Here is a 22419-nt window from a genome sequence, read left to right as displayed (position 1 = left end):
GGGAATTTCTCCTATGTCCTCCATGCGAACTCACTACTGCGGTCTCGTGACCGAACAACTGACCGGCCAGGAAGTGGCCCTGACCGGCTGGGTGCAACGGCGCCGCGACCACGGCGGCGTGATCTTCATCGACCTGCGCGATCGCGAAGGGCTGGTGCAGGTCGTCTGCGATCCGGACCGCCCGGAGATGTTCAAGGTCGCCGAGGACATCCGCAACGAGTTCTGCATCCGCGTGACCGGCAAGGTGCGCGCGCGCCCGGCCGGCACCGAGAACGCCAACCTGACCTCGGGCAAGATCGAGGTGCTGTGCCACGAGCTGACCGTGCTGAACCCGTCGGTCACGCCCCCGTTCCAGCTCGACGACGACAACCTGTCGGAGACCACGCGCCTGACGCACCGCGTGCTGGACCTGCGCCGCCCGCAGATGCAGTACAACCTGCGCCTGCGCTACAAGGTCGCGATGGAAGTGCGCAAGTACCTGGACGAGCAGGGCTTCATCGACATCGAGACGCCGATGCTCGGCAAGAGCACGCCGGAAGGCGCGCGCGACTACCTGGTGCCGTCGCGCGTCAACCCGGGCCACTTCTTCGCGCTGCCGCAGTCGCCGCAGCTGTTCAAGCAGATGCTGATGGTGTCGGGGTTCGATCGCTACTACCAGATCACCAAGTGCTTCCGCGACGAGGACCTGCGCGCCGACCGCCAGCCCGAATTCACGCAGATCGACTGCGAGACCTCGTTCCTGACCGAGCAGGACATCCGCGACCTGTTCGAGAACATGATCCGCACGGTGTTCAAGAACACGATCGGCGTGGCGCTGGACGACCGCTTCCCGGTGATGGAATTCCGCGAGGCGATGGCCCGCTTCGGCTCGGACAAGCCGGACCTGCGCGTCAAGCTCGAATTCACCGAGCTGACCGAGGTCATGAAGGACGTCGACTTCAAGGTGTTCTCGGGTCCGGCCAACAGCGACAACGGCCGCGTGGTCGCGCTGCGCGTGCCCGGCGGCGGCCAGATCTCGCGCGGCGAGATCGATGCCTATACGCAGTTCGTCGCGATCTACGGCGCCAAGGGCCTGGCCTGGATCAAGGTCAACGAAGTGGCCAAGGGCCGCGATGGCCTGCAGTCGCCGATCGTCAAGAACCTGCATGACGCCGCCATCGCCGAGATCCTGAAGCGCTCGGGCGCGCAGGACGGCGACATCCTGTTCTTCGGCGCGGACAAGGCCAAGGTGGTCAACGACGCGATCGGCGCGCTGCGCCTGAAGATCGGCCACTCGGAATTCGGCAAGGCCAACGGCCTGTTCGAGGACGCGTGGAAGCCGCTGTGGGTCGTCGACTTCCCGATGTTCGAGTACGACGAGGAAGACGCCCGCTGGGTCGCGATGCACCACCCGTTCACCAGCCCCAAGGACGAGCATCTGGAATACCTGGCCACCGATCCGGGCAAGTGCATCGCCAAGGCCTACGACATGGTGCTCAACGGCTGGGAAATCGGCGGCGGCTCGGTGCGGATCTATCGCGAGGACGTGCAGAGCAAGGTGTTCCGCGCGCTGAAGATCAACGAGGAAGAGGCGCGCGCCAAGTTCGGCTATCTGCTGGACGCGCTGCAGTACGGCGCGCCTCCGCATGGCGGCATCGCCTTCGGCCTGGACCGCATCGTCACGATGATGGCCGGCGCCGATTCGATCCGCGACGTGATCGCGTTCCCGAAGACCCAGCGCGCGCAGGATCTGCTGACGCAGGCGCCGAGCTCGGTCGACGAGAAGCAGCTGCGCGAGCTGCATATCCGGCTGCGCACGCCCGAGCCGAAGGCTTCGGCGTGATGCCGCTGGCGAGCTAGCGAGAGACGACGGCCGTGCGCGAGCGCGGCCGTTTTTTGTTTGTGTAGGCTGGGGAGGGCGATCGAGGTTTCCAATTGTTTCCCGTGGGAACGATCGGCCACCTCGCTGGGTCATCCATCGGGCTGCCACCGGCAGCAGCGCCTGACAACGGAGAACAAAGGTGACACTGGATATCGAACTGATCCGCCAATTCCTGCTGCAGCATGCGGAGACGATCCTGACCTGGCTGGTCGCCGGGCTGGTGATGATGCTGCTGGCGCGCTTCGAGCTGCGCCGCGCGGTGCGCAGGTCCGCGCAGGCGATGTCGGAATCGGTGGCGACCACGGTGGCCGCCTGCGTTCCCGATATCGCGCATGCGGCGCAGGTCGGCAGCGCGGCGGCCGAGGGCGGCGCGGTGCAGATGCAGCGCGCCGAGGCGCTGCGGCGCGTGGCGCTGGACACCGTGGCGGCGGTGATGGCGCGCGGGCGCTGGCTCGAGGAGGTCGGCAACCTGCGCCTGCCGGAAGACGCGTTGCTGCCGGGCCGCCGCGGCAGCGGGGCCGATCCGCTGCTGGTGGTGGCGCCGCAGCCCGTGGTGCAGGCCTACCTGGCCGCGCAGCGCACCTTCGAGACGATGGCCGCGCAATTGCAGGCCCGCCGCCGCGACGCGCTGGCGCTGCAGGACGCGGCCCAGGCGCTGGTGGCCGAGGCCGCGCAGATCGAGCAGGAGACCGCCAGCATCGTGCTGCGCTTCGAACAGGTGAACGCCCAGGCCGCGCAGGCCCCGCAGGGCGAAGGCGGCGACTACCAGCGCTTCCTGATCCAGAAGTACCACGCGCTGGGCCAGCGCGAGAAGGAGGTCGCACAGGCCCGCACCGAGATGCAGGCGCGCGCCACCCAGGCCGCCGAGGCGCTGGCGACCGAGGCGCACGCGGCCGCGGCGCGCTACACCGAATCGCTGGCGCCGCTGATGCAGCAGTTGCGCGCCGCCTGGGGCCACGGCGACTCGCCCGACGTGTTCGACAGCTGGGTGCGCGAAGCTTCCGTCCGGGAAGAGCGCGCCTGAGCGCCAGGTTTTGTCGCTCTTGCTTGCCGGGAGAGTCAGTCCGATCCCAACGATTTTCTCCCTCTCCCGCTTGCGGGAGAGGGGCGGGGGAGAGGGCAGGGGGCGGTCGTTATGCCTTCGCGGTATGAAAACCACCCCTCTCCCCAACCCTCTCCCCCTGAGGGGAGAGGGAGGACACCGAGAGCAACCCTCCGTGCCCTCTTCATCACATCACCCCCACGCCTCCAGGGCTTGTCGGACTAACCCCGGTGGCGCCATCAGGCAACTGCGTTAAGCTTGTCAGCCTGTTCCCGTCCGATCCCATGCCCTACAAGATTCCCGAATCCGTGCTGGTCGTGATTCATACGACCGATCTGCAGGTCCTGCTGCTGGAGCGGGCCGACCGTCCCGGCTTCTGGCAATCGGTCACCGGCAGCCTCGATACCCCCGACGAACCCCTGGCATTGACCGCCGCCCGCGAGGTGGCCGAGGAGACCGGCATCGTCGCGAGCGAGCACCGGCTGCAGGACTGGGGCCACCACATCGAATACGAGATCTACCCCGAATGGCGCCATCGCTACGCGCCCGGGGTCACGCGCAACGTCGAGCACTGGTTCGGCCTGTGCGTCGACCGGCCGCTGCCGGTCACGCTGGCGCCGCGCGAGCATCTGCAGTCGGTCTGGCTGCCGTGGGAGCAGGCGGCCGCGCGCTGCTTCTCGTCGAGCAATGCCGAGGCGGTCCGCCAGCTGGCCTGGCGCGCCGCGGCCGGGGCGACCGCCTGTGCGACCGCCTGTGCGACGGACGCCGCCGGCCCCGCCGCCGTCGTGGGCGCCGGCCAGGCCGGAGGGACGCGATGAAGTTGCGCGTGGTCACCTACAACATTCACAAGGGACTGACCGGCTTCGCGCGCCGCCCGCGCATCCAGCACGTCCGCGACGGCCTGCAGACGGTCGACGCCGACATCGTGTTCCTGCAGGAAGTGCAGGACCGCAACGATCGCCTGGTGGCCGCCGCGCTGTTTGATTCCGACTACACGCAGCTGAACTACCTGGCGACCGACGCCTATCCGCATTCGGTCTACGGCCGCAACGCGGTCTACGACCACGGCCATCACGGCAACGCGATCCTGTCGCGCCATCCGATCCTGATGTCGGAGAACCTCGATATCTCGGACCATCGCTTCGAGCAGCGCGGGCTGCTGCATGCGGTGGCCGATGTCCACGGCATCGAGGCGCATCTGATCTGCGTGCATTTCGGCCTGTTCGCGCGCAGCCGGGCGCGCCAGGCCGAGGCGCTGGTCGAACGGGTGCGCAACGTGGTGCCGGCGGACGCGCCGCTGGTGATCGCCGGCGACTTCAACGACTGGAACCACCGGCTCGACGCGCTGATCTGCAATACGCTGGGCGCGCTGGAGGCCTCGCATGCGCGCGGTTCTCGGCTGCATACCTTTCCGAGCCATATGCCGTGGTGGCAGCTCGACCGGATCTATGTGCGCGGTTTCGAGATCGAGCGTGCCCGCGTGCTGACCGGACGCGACTGGGCGCAGCGCTCGGACCATGTGCCGCTGGTCGCCGAGCTTGCGCGGCCGCAGGTGCCCGAGGTCAATCCGCGGCACAGCGACGAGACGGCGGGCGCGGCCGGCTAGTCGCCCGGTTCGCTGGCCCGGCGGCGAAGCCGCGCTACAGCTTTCGCTTCAGCGACAGTCCGGCCTGCTCCCGCACGAAGGCCTCGATGGCGTCGATCCGGTTCAGGTCGAGCACCGGCAGCCGGGTCAGCGCGGCCACCTGCTCGGGGTCGTCCGTGGCGACGCCGACGATGCCGGGCACGTCGGGCCACAGCGGCGGCCGGCCATGGCCGGGACGATAGACCTCTAGCTTGGGCACGTCGCTGTGCTTGTATCCCTCGACCAGAACCAGGTCGGTATCGGCGGGCAGCACCGCCAGCGCGTCGGCCAGTTCGGGCGAGGGCGCGCCTTCGTCGTAGCGGCGCATCAGCGTCAGATGGCGCTCGCCGACGAGCACCACATTGGCGCAGCCGGCCTCGCGCATGCGCCACGAATCCTTGCCCGGGGTGTCCGGGTCGAATCCGTGATGGGTGTGTTTGATGCCGGCCACGCGCAGGCCGGCAGCGACGAAGCGGGGGATCAACTGGTCCAGCAAGGTGGTCTTGCCGCTGCCGGAAGTGCCGGCGATACCGAAAACCTTCACGATCGAATCAGCTCAGTGCGCGGGGGCGAGGGTGGGACGATGTCGTGGACGAGGCTGTCAACGCAGACGCCATCGCAGCCGCCAACGAAGTGGGGAACAAAATCGGGAACAAAGTCGGGAATAAAGCGCGACGATAGCAGAGTCGGGCCGTGCCCGTCCGTCCCGTTCCGCCTGCCCCGCGCCCGGACCCGATGCCTGGTCCGACATCCCGCGCCGCTGCGCGCCGGGTGGCGTTTCCGCCGCCAGGTGACCGATAATGCCGTCATGTCCTTGCCCGAGAGCCCAAGCGAATCCGTCCGCTCTTCCATGACCGCCGTCGCCCATGCGGTGGAAGGCACGACGGAGGCGGCCGCCGCCACGACCCTCGACGCGCGCCACGGCTCCCGCCTGCTGCGCGGCGGGCCCGGCCGGCCGGTCGGCGGCAATCGCGTCGAGCTGCTGCGCGGCGGTGCCGACTACTTTCCCGCGCTGATCGCGGCGATCGACCAGGCGGTGCTGTCGGTCTCGCTGGAGACCTATATCTATGCCGACGACGAGGTCGGCCAGGCGGTCGCCGACGCGCTGCTGCGCGCGGCCGAGCGCGGCGTGCGCGTGCACCTGCTGGTCGACGGCTTCGGCGCCGGCGACATGCCGGCGCCGCTGGTCGAGCGCCTGGAGCAGGGCGGCGTCAGGCTGCGCGTCTATCGGCCGCTGCGCGGCTTCCGGCTGGCGCGCCGGCATCTGCGCCGGCTGCACCGCAAGCTGGCGGTGATCGACCGGCGCATCGCCTTTGTCGGCGGCATCAACATCATCGACGACCACAATCACGGCCCCTTCGACGAGGCGCAGCTCGGTCCGCGCTACGACTTCGCGGTGCGGGTCACCGGTCCGCTGGCGAGCCAGATCGCGCTGAGCGCCGAGCGGCTGTGGTGGCGGCTCGCGCTGCGCGGCGAGATGCAGGGCGGCGGGCTGGCCGGCGGCCTGTCGGGCCTGGCCGGCGAGTTTCCGCTGCCGCAGGGCCCGCTGCCCGCGCCGGCCGACGGCGGCGGCGTGCGCGCCGCGCTGCTGCTGCGCGACAACCTGCGCAACCGCCGCACCATCGAGCGCGCCTATCTGCAGGCGCTGGGCGCGGCGCGGCACGACGTGATCATCGCCAACGCCTATTTCCTGCCCGGGGCCAAGATGCGGCGCGCGCTGCTGGCCTGCCGCCGCCGCGGCGTGCGGGTACGGTTGCTGCTGCAAGGCATGGTCGAATACAGGCTGCAGCACTACGCGACCCACGCGCTGTACGCGACGCTGCTCGAGGCCGGCGTCGAGATCCACGAATACGCCGAGAGCTTCCTGCACGCCAAGGTCGCGGTGGTCGACGACAGTTGGGCGACGGTCGGTTCCAGCAATATGGATCCGTTCAGCCTGCTGCTGGCGCGCGAGGCCAATGTCGCGGTCTACGACGAGGCCTTTGCCGCCGGACTGCGCCGCGAGCTGGAACGGGCGATCGCGCTGCGCAGCGCCCGGGTCGTGCCCGAGGATCATGCCCGCCGCGGACGCCTGCGGCGCTGCCTGGACTGGATGGCGTACATGCTGTTGCGCTTCGGCGTCATGGTGGCCGGGGCCGCTGGCCGCTACTGAGCGTGGCATGCCGGTGCTGCCTTGCGGCAAAATGCGGCGCGCACCGGCACGTCGGCCTCGCCACGATGCGGACCGCCGGATGTTGCACCGCAGTTCGGCCGGCGCGCGGTTTAGAAACGAAGGTCTAATTAAAAACTTGATAGCGGCAGGCGCGGCCAGAATAATCTGAACGACCGTTCTTTTTTGGCTTAGACTGCGTGCATTCGCCGCCCCGGCTCCGCTCTACCCGGCGGGCCGGCGGCGATCGACATCACCGGCCAGGGCCAAGCGCGGCATCGCGAACCGATGCCGCAAAAAGTACGGAGAAAAATCATGCGACACCAGTCAGCCCGTCTCGAATCCGCCGCCAACGCTTCTCCCACCCCGATGCGCAAGGGGGAGATGACGCGCGTGGCGATTCTCGACGCCGCACTGGAATTGTCGTCCCGCGACGGACTCGAAGGTTTGACGATCGGTCTGCTCGCGGAACGCATGCAAATGAGCAAGAGCGGCGTGTTCGCGCATTTCGGTTCGCGCGAAGACCTGCAGGTGGAGGTGGTGCGCGAGTATCACCGCCGGTTCGAGCAGGAGGTCTTCTATCCCTCGCTGAACGAGCCGCGCGGTCTGCCGCGGCTGTGGTCGATGGTGCGGCGCTGGATGGAAAAGCGGATCCAGGAAGTCACCACCGGCTGCATCTACATCAGCGGGGCGGTCGAATACGATGACCGCGCGGAAAGCCCGGTGCGCGACGAGCTGATCAAGAGCGTCACGATCTGGCGGGCCGCGCTGACACGCGCGATCGAACAGGCCAAGGAAGAAGGCCATCTGCGCGCGGACTGCGATCCGCGGCTGATGCTGTTCGAGATGTACAGCCTCGAGCTGGGACTGCATCACGACGCCCGCTTCCTGCGCCTGCCCGACAGCGCCGAGCTTGCCATGGTCGCGCTCAACAAGCTGATTCAGTCCTACCGTACCTGATGCCGCCGCGGGCATAACGTGCTGGAAGCACGAGCGGCGCGGCGGCTTCGCCAACTCCAAGGAGATCTTGATGGGCCAGTACACCGCTCCGCTGCGCGACATGCAATTCGTGCTGCACGAACTGCTCGGCGTCGAGGCCGAGCTCAAGGCGATGCCGCCGCACGCGGACATCGACGCGGACACCATCAACCAGGTCATCGAGGAAGCCGGCAAGTTCTGCTCGGAAGTCATTTTCCCGTTGAACCAGAGCGGCGACCGCGAGGGCTGCACCCACCACGGCGACGGCGTCGTGACCGCGCCGTCCGGCTTCAAGGAAGCCTACCGGCAGTACGTCGAGGCCGGCTGGCCGGCGCTGGCGTGCGATCCCGAATTCGGCGGCCAGGGCCTGCCGATCCTGGTCAACAACGCGCTCTACGAGATGCTGAACTCGGCGAACCAGGCCTGGACCATGTACCCCGGCCTGTCGCACGGGGCCTACGAGGCGCTGCACGCGCACGGCACCCCGGAGCTGCAGCAGCGCTATCTGCCCAAGCTGGTATCGGGCGAGTGGACCGGCACGATGTGCCTGACCGAGCCGCACTGCGGCACCGACCTGGGCATCCTGCGCACCAGGGCCGAACCGCTGGACGATGGCTCGTACAGCCTGACGGGCACCAAGATCTTCATCTCGGCGGGCGAGCACGACCTGTCGGCCAACATCATCCATCTGGTGCTGGCGCGCCTGCCTGACGCGCCGCAGGGCACCAAGGGCATCTCGCTGTTCGTGGTGCCGAAGTTCATTCCCGACGCCGATGGCAATCCGGGCGAGCGCAACGGCATCGTCTGCGGATCGATCGAGCACAAGATGGGCATCCACGGCAATGCCACCTGCGTGATGAACCTGGACGGCGCGCGCGGCTGGCTGGTCGGCGAGCCGAACAAGGGCCTGAACGCGATGTTCGTGATGATGAACGCCGCGCGGCTCGGCGTCGGCATGCAGGGCCTGGGGCTGACCGAGGTCGCCTACCAGAACTCGGTGGCCTACGCGAAGGAGCGGCTGCAGATGCGTTCGCTGACCGGGCCGAAGGCACCGGACAAGCCGGCCGATCCGATCATCGTGCACCCGGACGTGCGCCGCATGCTGCTGACGCAGAAGGCCTTCGCCGAAGGCGGCCGCGCGTTCAGCTACTGGACCGCGCTGCAGATCGACCGCGAGCTGTCGCACCCGGACGAGGCCGTGCGCAAGCAGGCCGGCGACCTGGTCGCGCTGCTGACGCCGGTGATCAAGGCCTTCCTGACCGACAACGCGTTCATCGCCACCAACGAAGGGATGCAGGTGTTCGGCGGCCACGGCTATATCTCCGAATGGGGCATGGAGCAGTACGTGCGCGATGCCCGCATCAACATGATCTACGAGGGCACCAACACGATCCAGGCGCTGGACCTGCTGGGCCGCAAGATCCTCGGCGACATGGGCGCGAAGATGAAGGCCTTCGGCAAGATCGTGCAGGAGTTCGTCGAGGCCGAGGGCACCAACGAGGCGATGCAGGAGTTCGTCAATCCGCTGGCGGACCTGGGCGACAAGGTGCAGAAGCTGACGATGGAGATCGGCATGAAGGCGATGGCCAATCCCGACGAGGTCGGCGCCGCCGCGGTGCCGTACCTGCGCGTGGTCGGCCACCTGGTGTTCGCCTATTTCTGGGCCCGCATGGCGAAGATCGCGCTGGAGAAGCAGGGGACGCAGGACGGCGGCGGCGACAAGTTCTACACCGCCAAGCTGGCCACCGCGCGCTTCTATTTCGCCAAGCTGCTGCCGGAGACCGCCGCGCAGATCCGCATGGCGCGCGCCGGCGCCGCGCCGCTGATGGCGCTGGACGCGGAATTGTTCTGATCGGTCGGAGAAAAGCCAGGTCGTTGCCCGCTCTACGGTTTTCCCCTCTCCCGCTTGCGGGGGAGGGGTAGGGGAGAGGGAAAGCGGCGGTCGATCCAGCGATATCGCGTGCTGGAGCGCCGATGCCCTCTCCCCCAGCCCCTCTCCCGCGAGGCGGGAGAGGGGAGAGGACCCGCCAAGGGAAATGGCAGCGACCGTACCATCCGACCCCCACCTGTTCAACCGCTCACTACCAGGAGCGCGCATGTCCAATTTCATCGTCAAGAAAGTCGCCGTGCTCGGTGCCGGCGTCATGGGCGCGCAGATCGCGGCCCACCTCGTCAATGCCCGCGTGCCGGTGGTGCTGTTCGACCTGCCGGCCAAGGAAGGCCCCAAGAACGGCATCGTGCTGCGGGCCATCGACAACCTGAAGAAGCTGTCCCCGGCGCCGCTCGGCCTGAAGGACGACGCCGGCCTGATCCGCGCCGCCAACTACGAGGACGACCTCGCGCTGCTGAAGGAATGCGACCTGGTGATCGAGGCGATCGCCGAGCGCATGGACTGGAAGCACGACCTGTACAGGAAGGTCGCGCCGCACCTGGGCGCCGACGCGATCTTCGCCACCAATACCTCGGGCCTGTCGATCACCGCGCTGTCCGACGGCTTCGATGCGGAGCTGAAGGCGCGCTTCTGCGGCGTGCACTTCTTCAATCCGCCGCGCTACATGCATCTGGTCGAGCTGATCCCGACCGAGGCCACGCAGCCGGCGATCCTGGATCGCCTGGAAGCCTTCCTGACCACCACGCTCGGCAAGGGCGTGGTGCGCGCCAAGGACACGCCGAACTTCATCGCCAACCGCGTCGGCATCTTCTCGATCCTGGCCGTGTTCGCCGAGGCCGAGAAATACGGCATTCCGTTCGACGTGGTCGACGATCTGACCGGCAGCAAGCTGGGCCGCGCCAAGTCCGCGACCTTCCGCACCGCCGACGTGGTGGGCCTGGACACGATGGCACACGTGATCAAGACCATGCAGGACAACCTGCAGGACGATCCGTTCGCGCCGGTCTACCAGACGCCCGCGGTGCTCAAGTCGCTGGTCGATGCCGGCGCGCTGGGCCAGAAGACCGGCGCCGGTTTCTACAGGAAGGAAGGCAAGCAGATCAAGGTGCTCGACGCGAAGACCGGCCAGTATGTCGACGCCGGCGGCAAGGCCGACGAGATCGTCGCCCGCATGCTGAAGAAGGAACCGGCCGAGCGCATCAAGCTGCTGCGCGAATCGGGCAACCCGCAGGCGCAGTTCCTGTGGGCGATCTTCCGCGACGTGTTCCACTACATCGCCGTCTATCTCGAGCAGATCGCCGGTTCGGCCGCCGACGTCGACCTGGCGATCCGCTGGGGCTTCGGCTGGAACTCGGGCCCGTTCGAGGACTGGCAAGCCGCCGGCTGGCAGCAGGTCGCGCAATGGGTCAAGGAAGACATCGAGGCCGGCAAGGCGCTGTCGAAGGCGCCGCTGCCCGACTGGGTCTTCGCCGGCCCGGTCGCCGACAACCAGGGCGTGCATTCGGCGCAGGGCTCGTGGTCGCCGGCCACGCAGTCGTTCGCCGGCCGCAGCGCGCTGCCGGTCTATCGCCGCCAGGCCTTCCGCGCCGCCCTGAAGGGCAGCGACGCGGTCGATCCGCGCAAGGCCGGCCGCACCGTCGAGCAGAACGACGCGGTCCGGATCTGGGTCTGCGAGGGCCAGGACGACGTGCTGGTGATCTCGTTCAACAGCAAGATGAACACGATCGGACCGGACACGATCGACGGGCTGATCCGCGCGATCGATCTGGCCGAGAGCGCCTACAAGGGCCTGGTGGTGTGGCAGCCGACCTCGCTGCAGCTGGGCGCGCCGGGCGGTCCGTTCTCGGCGGGCGCGAACCTGGAGGCTGCGATGCCGGCCTTCATGATGGGCGGCGCCAAGGGCGTCGAGCCCTTCGTCAGGAAGTTCCAGGACGGCATGATGCGCGTCAAGTACGCCGCGGTGCCGGTGGTGTCGGCGGCGTCGGGCATCGCGCTGGGCGGCGGCTGCGAGCTGATGCTGCATTCGGCCCGGCGCGTGGCCGCGCTGGAGACCTATGTGGGCCTGGTCGAGGTCGGCGTGGGGCTGGTGCCGGCCGGCGGCGGCCTGAAGGAAGCCGCGCTGGCGGCCGCGCGGGCGGCGCAGGCGGCGGGCAGCACCAACTATCTGCAGTTCCTGACGCAGCGCTTCCAGAACGCGGCGATGGCCAAGGTCTCGGGCTCGGCGCTGGAGGCGCGGCAGATGGGCTATCTGCAGCCCACCGATCCGATCGTCTTCAACGTGCACGAGCTGCTGCACGTCGCCTGCAGCGAGGTGCGCGCGCTGCACGAGGCCGGCTACCGTCCGCCCGCGCAGGGCGAACTGGTGCCGGTGGCGGGCCGCTCGGGCATCGCCACGATCAAGGCGTCGCTGGTCAACATGCGCGACGGCGGCTTCATCTCCGCGCACGACTTCCTGATCGCCTCGCGCATCGCCGAGGCGGTCTGCGGCGGCGACGTCGAGGCAGGGGCGCTGGTCAGCGAGGAATGGCTGCTGGCGCTGGAGCGCCGCGCCTTTATCGAACTGCTGGGCAACCCCAAGACGCAGGAACGCATCATGGGCATGCTGCAGACCGGCAAGCCGGTGCGCAACTAATCGGCACGCGAGGAAATCGATCATGAAACAACTGCAAGACGCCTATATCGTTGCCGCGACCCGCACGCCGATCGGCAAGGCGCCCAAGGGCGCGTTCAAGCACTACCGGCCCGACGATCTGCTGGCCACCACGCTGCGCGCCGCGCTGGCGCAGGTACCGAACCTGGACCCGGCGCTGATCGAGGACGCCATCGTCGGCTGTGCGATTCCCGAAGCGCAGCAGGGCCTGAACGTCGCGCGCATCGGCGCGCTGCTGTCGGGCCTGCCGACCTCGGTCGGCGGCATCACCGTGAACCGCTTCTGCGCGTCGGGCCTGAGCGCCGTCGCGATGGCGGCCGACCGCATCCGCGTCGGCGAGGCCGACGTGATGATCGCCGCCGGCGTCGAATCGATGAGCATGGTGCCGATGATGGGCAATACGCCATCGATGTCGCCGTCGATCTTCGCGCGCGACGAGAACGTCGGCATTGCCTACGGCATGGGTTTGACGGCCGAGCAGGTCGCGCGCCAATGGAAGGTCAGCCGCGAGGACCAGGACGCCTTCGCGCTGGCCTCGCACCAGAAGGCGCTGGCCGCGCAGCAGGCAGGCGAGTTCGCCGACGAGATCACGCCGGTCGAGATCGTCGAGAAGCTGCCGAACCTGGCCAGCGGCGAGGTCGAGCTCAAGACCCGCACGCTGTCGCTGGACGAGGGCCCGCGTCCCGATACCTCGCTCGAAGGGCTGGCGAAGCTGCGCCCGGTGTTCGCCAACAAAGGCAGCGTGACCGCCGGCAACAGCTCGCAGACGTCGGACGGCGCCGGCGCGCTGATCCTGGTCTCGGAGAAGATCCTGAAGGCCTGCAACCTGGTGCCGCTGGCGCGCTTCGTGTCGTTCGCGGTGCGCGGCGTGCCGCCGGAGATCATGGGCATCGGTCCGAAGGAAGCGATTCCCGCCGCGCTGAAGGCCGCCGGCATGACGCAGGACCAGCTCGACTGGATCGAGCTGAACGAGGCGTTCGCCGCGCAGGCGCTGGCGGTGATCCGCGACCTGGGGCTCGATCCGGCCAGGCTGAACCGGATGGGCGGCGCGATCGCGCTGGGCCACCCGCTCGGAGCGACCGGCGCGATCCGTTCGGCCACCGTGGTGCATGCGCTGCGCCGGCACAACCTGAAGTACGGCATGGTGACCATGTGCGTCGGCACGGGCATGGGCGCCGCTGGTATCTTCGAACGGGTTTGACGCAAGCAGCCACGGGAACCGCCTCGTTCGCGGGGCGGTTTCCGCCAGCGGCATCATCGACAAGAACACCGACCACCAAGGAGACACCATGAGCATCCTGACCCGCATCGAGCAAGGCGTGCTGACCATCGAGTTCGACCGCCTGGACAAGAAGAACGCGATCACCGCGGCGATGTACCAGCAGATGGCCGACGCACTGCGCGCGGCGGCGAGCGACGACGCCGTGCGGGCGATCGTGATCCGCGGCAAGGACGAGATCTTTACCGCCGGCAACGATCTCGAGGACTTCCTGAAGCGGCCGCCGAGCAGCGAGGAGGATGCCGCCAAGGCGCCGGTGTTCCAGTTCCTGCACGAGATCAGCCATGCGGCTAAGCCGCTGGTGGCGGCGGTCAGCGGGCCGGCGGTCGGCATCGGCACCACGCTGCTGCTGCATTGCGACCTGGTCTATGCGGCCGAGGGCGCGCGCTTCTCGCTGCCGTTCGTGCAGCTGGGGTTGTGCCCGGAGGCCGCGTCGAGCCTGCTGCTGCCGCGCCTGGCCGGCTACCAGCGCGCCGCCGAGAAGCTGCTGCTGGGCGAGCCGTTCGGCGCGCAGGAGGCCCAGCAGATCGGCCTCGTCACGCGCGTGGTCGCGGCTGGCGAGCTGCACGACTTCGCGCTGGCGCAGGCGCGCAAGCTGGCGGCGCTGCCGGCGTCGTCGCTGCGGGAGACCAAGCGGCTGATGAAGGGGGTTGAAACCGCGCAGATGGAAACGCAGATGGCGCAGGAAGGCGCGGTGTTCCGCCGGCTGCTGCAGTCACCGGAAGCGAAGGAGGCCTTCACGGCATTCTTCGAGAAACGCAAGCCGGATTTCTCGAAGTTCAATTGAACGGTTGGGGCGGGGGAAACCACCCCCTCTGCCCGGCCCTCTCCCCCTGAGGGGGAGAGGGCGAACCCGATCGGTAGAGCTTGACGCTGCGGTCGGTTTTCTCCCCTCTCCCGCTCGCGGGAGAGGGGCCGCCGGGGGAGAGGGCAAGGGCGCCCGCTATGCCGCCGCGAGCGACACCCTCAAACCTTCGGCAGCACCCGCGGCTGCCGTTCCTCGTCGGTCGCGACATAGGTCAACGTGGCCTCGGTGACCTTGACGATCTCGTTGCTATGGCGCATCCGCTGCGCATAGACCTCGACCTCGACGGTGATCGAGGTCCGCCCCGTCTTGACGATGTCGGCATAGAAGCTGACCAGGTCGCCGACGAACACCGGATGCTTGAACAGGAAGGAATTGACCGCGACCGTGGCGACGCGGCCCTGCGCGCGCTCGACCGCGGGAATCGAACCGGCGATGTCGACCTGCGCCATGATCCAGCCGCCGAACACGTCGCCGTGCACGTTGGCATCGGCGGGCATCGGCACCACGCGCAGCGCGGGGTTCTTGCCGGGAGGCAGGGACGACAGGGTTTCGGTCAGATTCATGGTGCATCCGGTTAGCGGCGAGGCGGGGCGCAGGGGAGGGCGAAGCGGGGTAAAAACCCCCCGAGCCGAACTCTGCGACAATCGCATATTGGCCCGAATTCTAACGTATGCGACGCTATTCCACGACGGACGAGCCGGCCCCCACGGCCCCGTCTTCGCCGCTGTTCTCCGGCGCGCGCGGCCAGCGCAGCGACTGGCAGACCGTGCGCAATCTGCTTCCCTATCTGTGGCATTACAAGTGGCGCGTGATGCTGGCGCTCACCTGCCTGGTGGCCGCCAAGGCGGCCAACCTCGGCGTGCCGGTGCTGATGAAGCGGCTGATCGATGCGATGAACATCGCGCCAGGCGATCCGCGCGCGCTGCTGGCAGTGCCGGCCGGCCTGATCGTCGCCTACGGCCTGCTGCGGCTGTCGACCACGCTGTTTACCGAACTGCGCGAGATCCTGTTCTCCAAGGTCACGCAGAGCGCGGTGCGCGAGATTGCGCTGCAGGTGTTCCGCCATCTGCACAGCCTGTCGCTGCGCTTTCATCTGGACCGCCAGACCGGCGGCATGAGCCGCGACATCGAACGGGGCACGCGCGGCATCCAGTCGCTGATCTCGTATTCGCTGTACAGCATCCTGCCGACGCTGGTCGAGATGGCGCTGGTGATGGGCTTCTTCCTGCTGCACTACGACATCTGGTTCGCGGCGATCACCGGCGGCGCGCTGCTCGCCTATATCGTCTTCACGGTGGTGGTGACCGAATGGCGCACGCACTTCCGCCGCAAGATGAACGAGCTGGATTCGCGTGCCAACCAGAAGGCGATCGACTCGCTGCTGAACTTCGAGACCGTCAAGTATTTCGGCAACGAGGCCTACGAGGCCGCGCGCTACGACGAAAACCTGCGCACCTACCGGACCGCCGCGATCCGCTCGCAGAACTCGCTGTCGCTGCTGAACTTCGGCCAGCAGGCGATCATCGCGATCGGCCTGATCCTGATTCTGTGGCGCGCCACCGTCGGCGTGGCGCAGGGCGTGCTGACGCTGGGCGACCTGGTGCTGGTCAACACGCTGATGATCCAGCTGTATATCCCGCTCAATTTCCTCGGCGTGATCTACCGCGAGATCAAGCAGGCCACCACCGACATGGACCGGATGTTCGTGCTGCTCGGCACCAACCGCGAAGTCGCGGACGCGCCCGATGCCAGGCCGCTGGCCGTGCGCGGTGCCGAAGTGCGCTTCAGCCATGTCGGCTTCGGCTACGACAGCAACCGGCGCATCCTCGACGATGTCGATTTCACGATCGCCGCGGGCACCACCACCGCGGTGGTCGGCCATAGCGGCTCGGGCAAATCGACGCTGGCGCGGCTGCTGTTCCGCTTCTACGACGTCGGCAGCGGCGCGGTGCTGGTCGACGGCCAGGACATCCGCACGGTGACGCAGGACAGCCTGCGGCGCGCGATCGGCATCGTGCCGCAGGACACGGTGCTGTTCAACGACAGCATCTACTACAACATCGCCTACGGCCGCCCGGGCGCGAGCCGCGAGGAGGTCATCGAGGCCGCGCGCGCCGCGCAGATCGACGCCTTCATCCGCGAACTGCCGCAGGGCTACGACACGCCGGTCGGCGAGCGCGGGCTGAAGCTGTCCGGCGGCGAGAAGCAGCGCGTGGCGATCGCTCGCACGCTGCTGAAGAACCCGCCGATCCTGATCTTCGACGAAGCGACCTCGGCGCTGGACTCGCGCACCGAGCAGGCGATCCAGGCGGAACTGATGCGGCTGGCGCAGAACCGCACCACGCTGCTGATCGCGCACCGGCTGTCCACCGTGGTGCATGCCGACCAGATCCTGGTGATGGACCGCGGCCGCATCGTCGAGCGCGGCACGCATGCGGAACTGATGCGCGCCGACGGCCGCTATGCCGAGATGTGGCGCATCCAGGCGCGCAGCGCCGCGCAGGGCGCCGCGGCCGCGGACGGCGGCGAGCTGGCCGGCATCGAAGGCGCCGCGGCGGTCGCGGCCGATCTCGGCGACGCGACGCAGGACGCCTGAGGCCACCGACGTCGCCTTCGCATTGTCGACAATGGCGGCGCGCAATCGCGCGCGGCCATGTCCGATGCACAAGTTTGGTTGGACAAGACGCCGCGGCCATGCCCCGCTTTGGGGCGGGTTCGATGCGGTTTTGGCTGGCATATCGCTTGCAGACACTGTTCGCGCAAAACAGGCACGAACAGGAGAGCAAACATGCCGCAAGACAAGCCGCACCACGGGTCGCATCACCAGCATACGCAGCAGGACACGCATCGCCACGCGCAGGCGCGACAGACCTGCGCCGGCACGGCGCCATCGACGCTGCGCCGCCGGATGCTGCGGCTCGGCACGATGCTGGGCACCGCGATGGTGCTGTCGACACAATGGGCCGCGCCGGCCCATGCACAGGCCGCGACCAAGGTCCGCTTCCAGCTCGACTGGCGCTTCGAGGGTCCTTCGGCGCTGTTCCTGCTCGGCGAGCAGAAGGGCTACTACAAGGCCGAGAAGCTCGATGTGTCGATCGACGCGGGCAACGGCTCGGGCAATGTGGTCAACCGGGTGGCCTCCGGCACCTATGACATGGGCTTCGCCGACCTGGCCTCGGTGATGGAGTTCTACGGCAACAACCCGGACGCGAAGAACAAGCCGGTGGCCGTGATGATGGTCTACAACAATACGCCGGCCGCGGTGCTGGCGCTGAAGAAGTCGGGCATCAAGGCGCCGAAGGACCTGGCCGGCAAGAAGCTCGGCGCCCCGGTGTTCGACGCGGGCCGCCGCGCCTTCCCGATCTTCGCCAGGGCCAACGGCCTGCAGGCATCGAGCTTCAACTGGCAGGCGATGGACCCGACGCTGCGCGAGACCATGCTGACGCGCGGCGATCTCGATGCGATCACCGGTTTCTCGTTCACCTCGATCCTGAACCTCAATGCGCGCGGCGTGAAGGACGAGGACATCGTGGTGCTGCCGTACCCGCAATACGGCGTCAAGCTGTACGGCAATGCGGTGATCGCGTCGGAGGACTTCCTGAAGAAGAACCCCGAGGCGGTCAAGGCCTTCCTGCGCGCGTTCGCGAAGTCGGCGCGCGACGTGATCGCGAGGCCCGAGGAAGGCATCAAGGCGGTCAAGGCGCGCGACGGCATCATCGACGAGAAGCTGGAGGTCCGGCGCCTGAAGCTGGCGCTCGATAGCGTGGTCAGGTCGCCCGATGCGAAGGCCGACGGCTTCGGCCGCGTCAACAAGCCGCGGCTGTCGCTGATGGCGTCGCAGGTCGCCGATGCGTTCGGCACCAAGGGCCGGATCAATCCGGATGCGCTGTGGACCGACGCCTATCTGCCGTCGGCGGCCGAACTGGACGTGCTGCGATGACGGTGGAAACTGCTCCGATCGCTGTTGCACCGGCCGCGCCGCCCGGCGCGGATGCCGAATCTCCCTTCGTCGACTTCAACCGCGTCTGGCTGGCCTACAACGACGAGCTCGCCCGCAAGGGCGAGTTCGCGGTCGAGGACATCTCGCTGCAGGTGCAGCCGGGCGAGTTCATCGCGATCGTCGGGCCGTCGGGCTGCGGCAAGTCGACCTTCATGAAGCTCGCCACCGGGCTGAAGCCGGCCACGCGCGGCGTGGTCAAGATCGCCGGCGAGAAGGTGACGGGCCCGCTGAAGATGGTCGGCATGGCCTTCCAGGCGCCGACGCTGCTGCCGTGGCGCACCACGCTGCAGAACGTGATGCTGCCGCTGGAGATCGTCGAGCCGTACCGCTCGACGCTGCGGGCCCGCCGCGACGAATACGTCGAGCGCGCCCGCACGCTGCTGCGCACCGTGGGCCTGGCCGGCTACGAGGACAAGTACCCGTGGCAGCTGTCGGGCGGCATGCAGCAGCGCGCGTCGATCTGCCGCGCGCTGATCCACGAGCCGCGCATGCTGCTGCTGGACGAACCGTTCGGCGCGCTCGACGCCTTCACGCGGGAAGAACTGTGGTGCGTGCTGCGCGACCTGTGGCAGGCCCAGCGCTTCAACGTGATCCTGGTCACCCACGATCTGCGCGAGGCGGTGTTCCTGGCCGACACGGTCTACGTGATGAGCCAGCGGCCGGGCCGCATCCTGATGCGCAAGCCGATCGCGCTGCCGCGTCCGCGCGATCTCGAACTGACCTATACCGAACCCTTCGCCGATCTGGTGCACACGCTGCGCGAGAAGATCGGCCATGTCCGCCAGCACTGAGATGACCACGTTGACCGATTCGACGCAGCGGCGCGTGGAGCGCGTCGCGCCCTGGCTGCTGCTGGCCGCCTGCCTGCTGCTGTGGCAGGGCGCCTGCATGATCTTCGAGGTGTCCGATTTCATCCTGCCGAGCCCGGCGGCCATCGTGGTGTCGCTGGTCGACTACTGGGACGTGATCGCGGCCCATGCCTGGCGCACCTTCTGGACCACGATGGTGGGCTTCGGCATCGCGATCGCGGTCGGCGTGGTGCTCGGCCTGCTGATGGGGTCGTCGCGGCTCGCGTATGCGGCCGGCTATCCGTTGATGACCGCGTTCAACGCGCTGCCGAAGGCGGCCTTCGTGCCGATCCTGGTGGTGTGGTTCGGCCTCGGTGCCGGTCCGGCGATCCTGACGGCGTTCCTGATCTCGTTCTTCCCGGTGATGGTCAATATCGCCACCGGGCTGGCGACGCTGGAGCCCGAGCTGGAGGACGTGCTGCGCGTGCTCGGCGCCCGGCGTACCGACGTGCTGTTCAAGGTCGGGCTGCCGCGCGCGATGCCGTATTTCTTCGCGTCGCTGAAGGTCGCGATCACGCTGGCCTTCGTCGGCACCACGGTGTCGGAGATGAACGCGGCCAACGAGGGCATCGGCTATCTGCTGGTATCGGCCGGCTCGGCGATGAAGATGCCACTGGCCTTCGCCGGCCTGGTGGTGATCGCGGTGATGGCGATGGCGATGTACGAGCTGTTCGCCGTGCTGGAGAAGCGGATGACCGGGTGGGCGCATCGGGGGTGAGGCTGCGCACGCGATCGTTCGTTTATGCCCTCTGTTTTCTCCCCTCTCCCACTTGTGGGAGAGGGGCGGGGGAGAGGGCAAGGGCGTTCGGCAGGGCGCGCACTTCCGCATAGCGATCGCCGGTTGCCCTCTCCCCCAACCCCTCTCCCGCAGGGGCGGGAGAGGGGAGCAAAAACATGGCGCCTCGCTCAGACGTACTCCAGCGGCAGCGCCGTCGTGTACTTGATCTGCTCCATCGCGAAGCTCGAGCTGACGTCGGCGAGCTCGGCGCCCTGGATCAGCCGCTTGTAGACGCGGTCGTAGGCGGCGATGTCGGGCACCACGACGCGCAGCAGGTAGTCGGTGTCGCCGGCCATCCGGTAGAACTCGGTGACCTCGGGGATCGATGCCACCAGCCCGTGAAAGGTCTTGAGCCACTTCGCGCTGTGCTGGCTGGTGCGGACCGACACGAAGACGGTGACGCCGACGTTCAGCTTGGCGGCATCGAGCAGCGCCACGCGCTTGCGGATCACGCCGGCCTCCTGCAGCTTCTGCACACGGCGCCAGCATGGCGTCGAGGTCAGGCCGACCCGTTCGGCCAGTTCGGCCACCGGCAGGTCGGCGTTCTGTTGCAGCTCGGCCAGGATCTGGCGGTCGTATCGGTCGAATCGGTCCATTGCGCTTGCTCCGTCGGTGTTGCGGGGGTTCGGTGGATCGCGAACCGGCGGGCGGCGCGCATCAGCGCGCCATCCTGCGCTAGCCGGCCGCCACCAGCAGATTGACGCCGGTGGCGATCTGCGCGGCCTCGACGCCGTACAGATGCAGCGAGATGGCGATGTCGTCCGCCGCGCCGTGGCCCTGTTCCATCGCGCGGCCCGGATGGCCGAGCGAATGGATATGCCCGAGCCCGGCCGGCACGCTGAACACCGCGCCGGATTCGCGCATCACGCCGCCGCTGGGCCGCGCCAGCTGCGCCGCCTCGTCCCAGCGGTAGTGCTGCTCATACAGCGTGCCTTGCAGCACGCGGTAGGCGCACCAGGTCCGGTGCCCGTGCACGGGGCTCGCCTGCCCCGGGCGCCAGACCAGCAGCATCGCCGAGAAGCGCGCCATCGGGTCGGCATAGACCAGATGGCGCGTATAGCCATCCGGACTGCCGGCACGCGCGGCCGCGGGCAACAGCGCCAGCAGCGCGTCGGCGTCGTCGCCGAGGCAGGCCTGGACCTGCGCCGCCACGGTCCGCGCGCTGTCGTCGAACACCCGCGCCAGCGCCGGCGACAGCGCGGACAGCGCGGCCTGCGGGCCGGCGGGCAGGGACGAGGACGGGCGCGGCTTCGGTTCGGCGTGCAGGCTGGGCATGGGGACTCCGCAGGGCAAGGGATAAGCGACAAGGGATCGGATGGGTCCGATCATAGCCAGCGGGGCCGAGCAAGCCGATCTAAAATGTGGTGCCGAAGCGATCCAATGGAGGATGATATTCCGTTTTTGCGGGCCGTCATGGAAGATTTTTGCGCAGGCGGCCGCCGGGAGATAATGCGCCATGGAAATCAAATGGCTTGAAGACTTCGTCAGCCTGGCCGAGACGCACAGTTTCTCGCGCTCGGCCGAGCTGCGGCACGTGACCCAGCCCGCCTTCTCGCGCCGCATCCAGTCGCTCGAGGCCTGGCTGGGCACCGAGCTGATCGACCGCTCCAGCTATCCGACCAACCTGACGCCGGCCGGCAAGGTGTTCTACGAGCAGGCGCTGGCGATGCTGGCCCAGGTCAGCGAGACCCGCGCGCTGATGCGCGGCCAGCGTTCGGCCAACGCGCAGATGCTGGAATTCGCGGTGCCCCACACGCTGTCGCTGACCTTCTTTCCCGAATGGCTGAAGGCGCTGGAGCGGCAGGTCGGCACGCTGGCCTGCCGGCTGCGCGCGCTGAACGTGCACGACGCGGTGCTGATGCTGGTCGAGGGCGGCTGCGACCTGGTGATGGTCTACCACCATCCGCGCCAGGCGATCCAGCTCGATCCCTCGCACTACGACATGCTGGTGCTCGGCGTCGAACGGATGTCGCCGTTCAGCGTGCCGGACGCCAGCGGCAAGCCGCTGTACCGGCTGCCGGGCACCGACCGCAAGCCGGTGTCCTTCCTCAGCTATACGCCGAACGCCTTCCTCGGCCGCATGGTCGAGATGCTGCTGTCGGACACCAGCGAATCGTTCAAGCTGGACAAATGCTACGAGACCGATATGGCCGAGGCGCTCAAGGTGATGGCGCTGGCCGGCCACGGCCTGGCCTTCCTGCCGGAGAGCGCGGTGCGCGAAGAGCTCGCGCAGGGCCGGCTGGTGCGCGCAGAGGGGCCGCGCGCCGCGCCGCTGTCGATCGAGATGGAAATCCGGCTGTACCGGGCGCGGCCCGGCGAGCATGGCAACGACCGGCGCGGCAGCCAGCTGCGCCGCAAGCGCGAGCTGGTCGACCGCATCTGGGCCAGCCTGTCGGCCGGCGCGGCGCCGATCGAGGGCAGGGCTGTCTGAGTCCCGGGGCGCGGCGGCGGCGAATCGCGCCACGCCCCCCCACTTTGGTGGGGTATCGGGGGCGGCGAGGACCCCTTCAA

At 68.3% G+C, this 22419-nt stretch carries 19 protein-coding genes; 15 read left to right on the top strand and 4 right to left on the bottom strand.

Features of this window, described 5'->3' with window-relative positions; genetic code table 11:
* The first annotated feature begins 13 nt into the window (after positions 1 to 13).
* The 4 genes from aspS to M1D55_RS22490 all read left to right on the top strand — a co-directional run bounded on the left by aspS (position 14) and on the right by M1D55_RS22490 (position 4509).
* Positions 14 to 1822, top strand: coding sequence for an aspartate--tRNA ligase (gene aspS, locus M1D55_RS22505; RefSeq protein ID WP_023264446.1), 1809 nt, complete (start codon positions 14 to 16; stop codon positions 1820 to 1822).
* Between the two features lie 178 nt (positions 1823 to 2000).
* Positions 2001 to 2885: a hypothetical protein gene (locus tag M1D55_RS22500; RefSeq protein WP_064572612.1), complete on the top strand. Its 885-nt coding sequence runs from the start codon at positions 2001 to 2003 to the stop codon at positions 2883 to 2885.
* 302 nt (positions 2886 to 3187) lie between these two features.
* Positions 3188 to 3721: a dihydroneopterin triphosphate diphosphatase gene (gene nudB / locus M1D55_RS22495; RefSeq protein WP_456281873.1), complete on the top strand. Its 534-nt coding sequence runs from the start codon at positions 3188 to 3190 to the stop codon at positions 3719 to 3721.
* Complete coding sequence (locus tag M1D55_RS22490) at positions 3718 to 4509, top strand: endonuclease/exonuclease/phosphatase family protein (protein WP_006579302.1); 792 nt, start codon at positions 3718 to 3720, stop codon at positions 4507 to 4509. Before nudB ends, M1D55_RS22490 begins: the two co-directional genes overlap by 4 nt.
* Positions 4510 to 4543: 34 nt before the next feature.
* On the opposite strand, the gene mobB is transcribed toward M1D55_RS22490, so the two are convergent.
* Positions 4544 to 5071, bottom strand: coding sequence for a molybdopterin-guanine dinucleotide biosynthesis protein B (gene mobB, locus M1D55_RS22485; RefSeq protein ID WP_456281872.1), 528 nt, complete (start codon positions 5069 to 5071; stop codon positions 4544 to 4546).
* Between the two features lie 306 nt (positions 5072 to 5377).
* On the opposite strand from mobB, the gene clsB reads away from it, so the two are divergent.
* The 6 genes from clsB (at position 5378) to M1D55_RS22455 (ending at position 14261) form a co-directional block, all read left to right on the top strand.
* A complete protein-coding gene (clsB, locus tag M1D55_RS22480; protein WP_456281871.1) occupies positions 5378 to 6679 on the top strand; it encodes a cardiolipin synthase ClsB in 1302 nt (433 codons plus the stop codon).
* 366 nt (positions 6680 to 7045) lie between these two features.
* A complete protein-coding gene (locus M1D55_RS22475) occupies positions 7046 to 7636 on the top strand; it encodes a TetR/AcrR family transcriptional regulator (RefSeq protein ID WP_006578334.1) in 591 nt (196 codons plus the stop codon).
* A 70-nt stretch (positions 7637 to 7706) separates the two neighbouring features.
* Entirely contained in the window at positions 7707 to 9506 is a 1800-nt protein-coding gene (locus M1D55_RS22470) for an acyl-CoA dehydrogenase C-terminal domain-containing protein (RefSeq protein WP_456281870.1), read from the top strand.
* Between the two features lie 244 nt (positions 9507 to 9750).
* Positions 9751 to 12177 carry a 3-hydroxyacyl-CoA dehydrogenase/enoyl-CoA hydratase family protein gene (locus M1D55_RS22465; protein WP_456281869.1) on the top strand — a complete coding sequence of 809 codons (2427 nt, stop codon included), beginning with the start codon at positions 9751 to 9753 and terminating at the stop codon, positions 12175 to 12177.
* Between the two features lie 19 nt (positions 12178 to 12196).
* Positions 12197 to 13396: an acetyl-CoA C-acyltransferase gene (locus tag M1D55_RS22460; RefSeq protein WP_053821089.1), complete on the top strand. Its 1200-nt coding sequence runs from the start codon at positions 12197 to 12199 to the stop codon at positions 13394 to 13396.
* An 88-nt stretch (positions 13397 to 13484) separates the two neighbouring features.
* Positions 13485 to 14261 carry an enoyl-CoA hydratase gene (locus M1D55_RS22455; RefSeq protein WP_023263686.1) on the top strand — a complete coding sequence of 259 codons (777 nt, stop codon included), beginning with the start codon at positions 13485 to 13487 and terminating at the stop codon, positions 14259 to 14261.
* A gap of 179 nt (positions 14262 to 14440) precedes the next feature.
* On the opposite strand, the gene M1D55_RS22450 is transcribed toward M1D55_RS22455, so the two are convergent.
* Complete coding sequence (locus M1D55_RS22450; protein WP_064572623.1) at positions 14441 to 14845, bottom strand: acyl-CoA thioesterase; 405 nt, start codon at positions 14843 to 14845, stop codon at positions 14441 to 14443.
* Positions 14846 to 14952: 107 nt separating this feature from the next.
* Here M1D55_RS22450 and M1D55_RS22445 point away from each other — a divergent pair, with 107 nt between their 5' ends.
* From M1D55_RS22445 to M1D55_RS22430, 4 genes are all read left to right on the top strand, one after another.
* The gene (locus tag M1D55_RS22445) at positions 14953 to 16878 is read left to right on the top strand and encodes an ABCB family ABC transporter ATP-binding protein/permease (protein ID WP_456281868.1); all 1926 of its coding nucleotides are present in this window, start codon (positions 14953 to 14955) and stop codon (positions 16876 to 16878) included.
* 345 nt (positions 16879 to 17223) lie between these two features.
* Positions 17224 to 18222 carry an ABC transporter substrate-binding protein gene (locus M1D55_RS22440; protein ID WP_370646757.1) on the top strand — a complete coding sequence of 333 codons (999 nt, stop codon included), beginning with the start codon at positions 17224 to 17226 and terminating at the stop codon, positions 18220 to 18222.
* On the top strand, positions 18219 to 19073 hold the full coding sequence (locus M1D55_RS22435) for an ABC transporter ATP-binding protein (RefSeq protein WP_456281867.1): 855 nt from the start codon (positions 18219 to 18221) through the stop codon (positions 19071 to 19073). Before M1D55_RS22440 ends, M1D55_RS22435 begins: the two co-directional genes overlap by 4 nt.
* Position 19074: 1 nt before the next feature.
* A complete protein-coding gene (locus M1D55_RS22430; protein ID WP_053821093.1) occupies positions 19075 to 19848 on the top strand; it encodes an ABC transporter permease in 774 nt (257 codons plus the stop codon).
* A 188-nt stretch (positions 19849 to 20036) separates the two neighbouring features.
* On the opposite strand, the gene M1D55_RS22425 is transcribed toward M1D55_RS22430, so the two are convergent.
* Together M1D55_RS22425 and M1D55_RS22420 are read right to left on the bottom strand one after the other, a co-directional pair.
* Complete coding sequence (locus M1D55_RS22425; protein WP_006578978.1) at positions 20037 to 20504, bottom strand: Lrp/AsnC family transcriptional regulator; 468 nt, start codon at positions 20502 to 20504, stop codon at positions 20037 to 20039.
* A 79-nt stretch (positions 20505 to 20583) separates the two neighbouring features.
* Complete coding sequence (locus M1D55_RS22420) at positions 20584 to 21183, bottom strand: cysteine dioxygenase (protein WP_456281866.1); 600 nt, start codon at positions 21181 to 21183, stop codon at positions 20584 to 20586.
* 181 nt (positions 21184 to 21364) lie between these two features.
* On the opposite strand from M1D55_RS22420, the gene M1D55_RS22415 reads away from it, so the two are divergent.
* Positions 21365 to 22339 (top strand): LysR substrate-binding domain-containing protein, encoded by a 975-nt coding sequence (locus M1D55_RS22415; RefSeq protein WP_064572630.1) that lies wholly within the window; start codon positions 21365 to 21367, stop codon positions 22337 to 22339.
* The last annotated feature ends 80 nt before the right edge of the window (positions 22340 to 22419 follow it).

The sequence above is a fragment of the Cupriavidus sp. JZ107 genome, assembly GCF_053903255.1.
This window is presented reverse-complemented; position numbering and strand designations above follow the sequence as displayed.

What these genes read in the sequence shown, in the direction of transcription:
- M1D55_RS22420 (WP_456281866.1), bottom strand. Translation starts at nt 21,183, where the DNA reads ATGCCCAGCCTGCACGCCGAACCGAAGCCGCGCCCGTCCTCGTCCCTG.
- M1D55_RS22435 (WP_456281867.1), top strand. Translation starts at nt 18,219, where the DNA reads ATGACGGTGGAAACTGCTCCGATCGCTGTTGCACCGGCCGCGCCGCCC.
- M1D55_RS22470 (WP_456281870.1), top strand. Translation starts at nt 7,707, where the DNA reads ATGGGCCAGTACACCGCTCCGCTGCGCGACATGCAATTCGTGCTGCAC.
- M1D55_RS22445 (WP_456281868.1), top strand. Translation starts at nt 14,953, where the DNA reads ATGCGACGCTATTCCACGACGGACGAGCCGGCCCCCACGGCCCCGTCT.
- M1D55_RS22475 (WP_006578334.1), top strand. Translation starts at nt 7,046, where the DNA reads ATGCGCAAGGGGGAGATGACGCGCGTGGCGATTCTCGACGCCGCACTG.
- M1D55_RS22450 (WP_064572623.1), bottom strand. Translation starts at nt 14,845, where the DNA reads ATGAATCTGACCGAAACCCTGTCGTCCCTGCCTCCCGGCAAGAACCCC.
- M1D55_RS22455 (WP_023263686.1), top strand. Translation starts at nt 13,485, where the DNA reads ATGAGCATCCTGACCCGCATCGAGCAAGGCGTGCTGACCATCGAGTTC.
- M1D55_RS22440 (WP_370646757.1), top strand. Translation starts at nt 17,224, where the DNA reads ATGGTGCTGTCGACACAATGGGCCGCGCCGGCCCATGCACAGGCCGCG.
- M1D55_RS22425 (WP_006578978.1), bottom strand. Translation starts at nt 20,504, where the DNA reads ATGGACCGATTCGACCGATACGACCGCCAGATCCTGGCCGAGCTGCAA.
- nudB (WP_456281873.1), top strand. Translation starts at nt 3,188, where the DNA reads ATGCCCTACAAGATTCCCGAATCCGTGCTGGTCGTGATTCATACGACC.
- M1D55_RS22465 (WP_456281869.1), top strand. Translation starts at nt 9,751, where the DNA reads ATGTCCAATTTCATCGTCAAGAAAGTCGCCGTGCTCGGTGCCGGCGTC.
- M1D55_RS22430 (WP_053821093.1), top strand. Translation starts at nt 19,075, where the DNA reads ATGACCACGTTGACCGATTCGACGCAGCGGCGCGTGGAGCGCGTCGCG.
- M1D55_RS22490 (WP_006579302.1), top strand. Translation starts at nt 3,718, where the DNA reads ATGAAGTTGCGCGTGGTCACCTACAACATTCACAAGGGACTGACCGGC.
- M1D55_RS22415 (WP_064572630.1), top strand. Translation starts at nt 21,365, where the DNA reads ATGGAAATCAAATGGCTTGAAGACTTCGTCAGCCTGGCCGAGACGCAC.
- aspS (WP_023264446.1), top strand. Translation starts at nt 14, where the DNA reads ATGTCCTCCATGCGAACTCACTACTGCGGTCTCGTGACCGAACAACTG.
- clsB (WP_456281871.1), top strand. Translation starts at nt 5,378, where the DNA reads ATGACCGCCGTCGCCCATGCGGTGGAAGGCACGACGGAGGCGGCCGCC.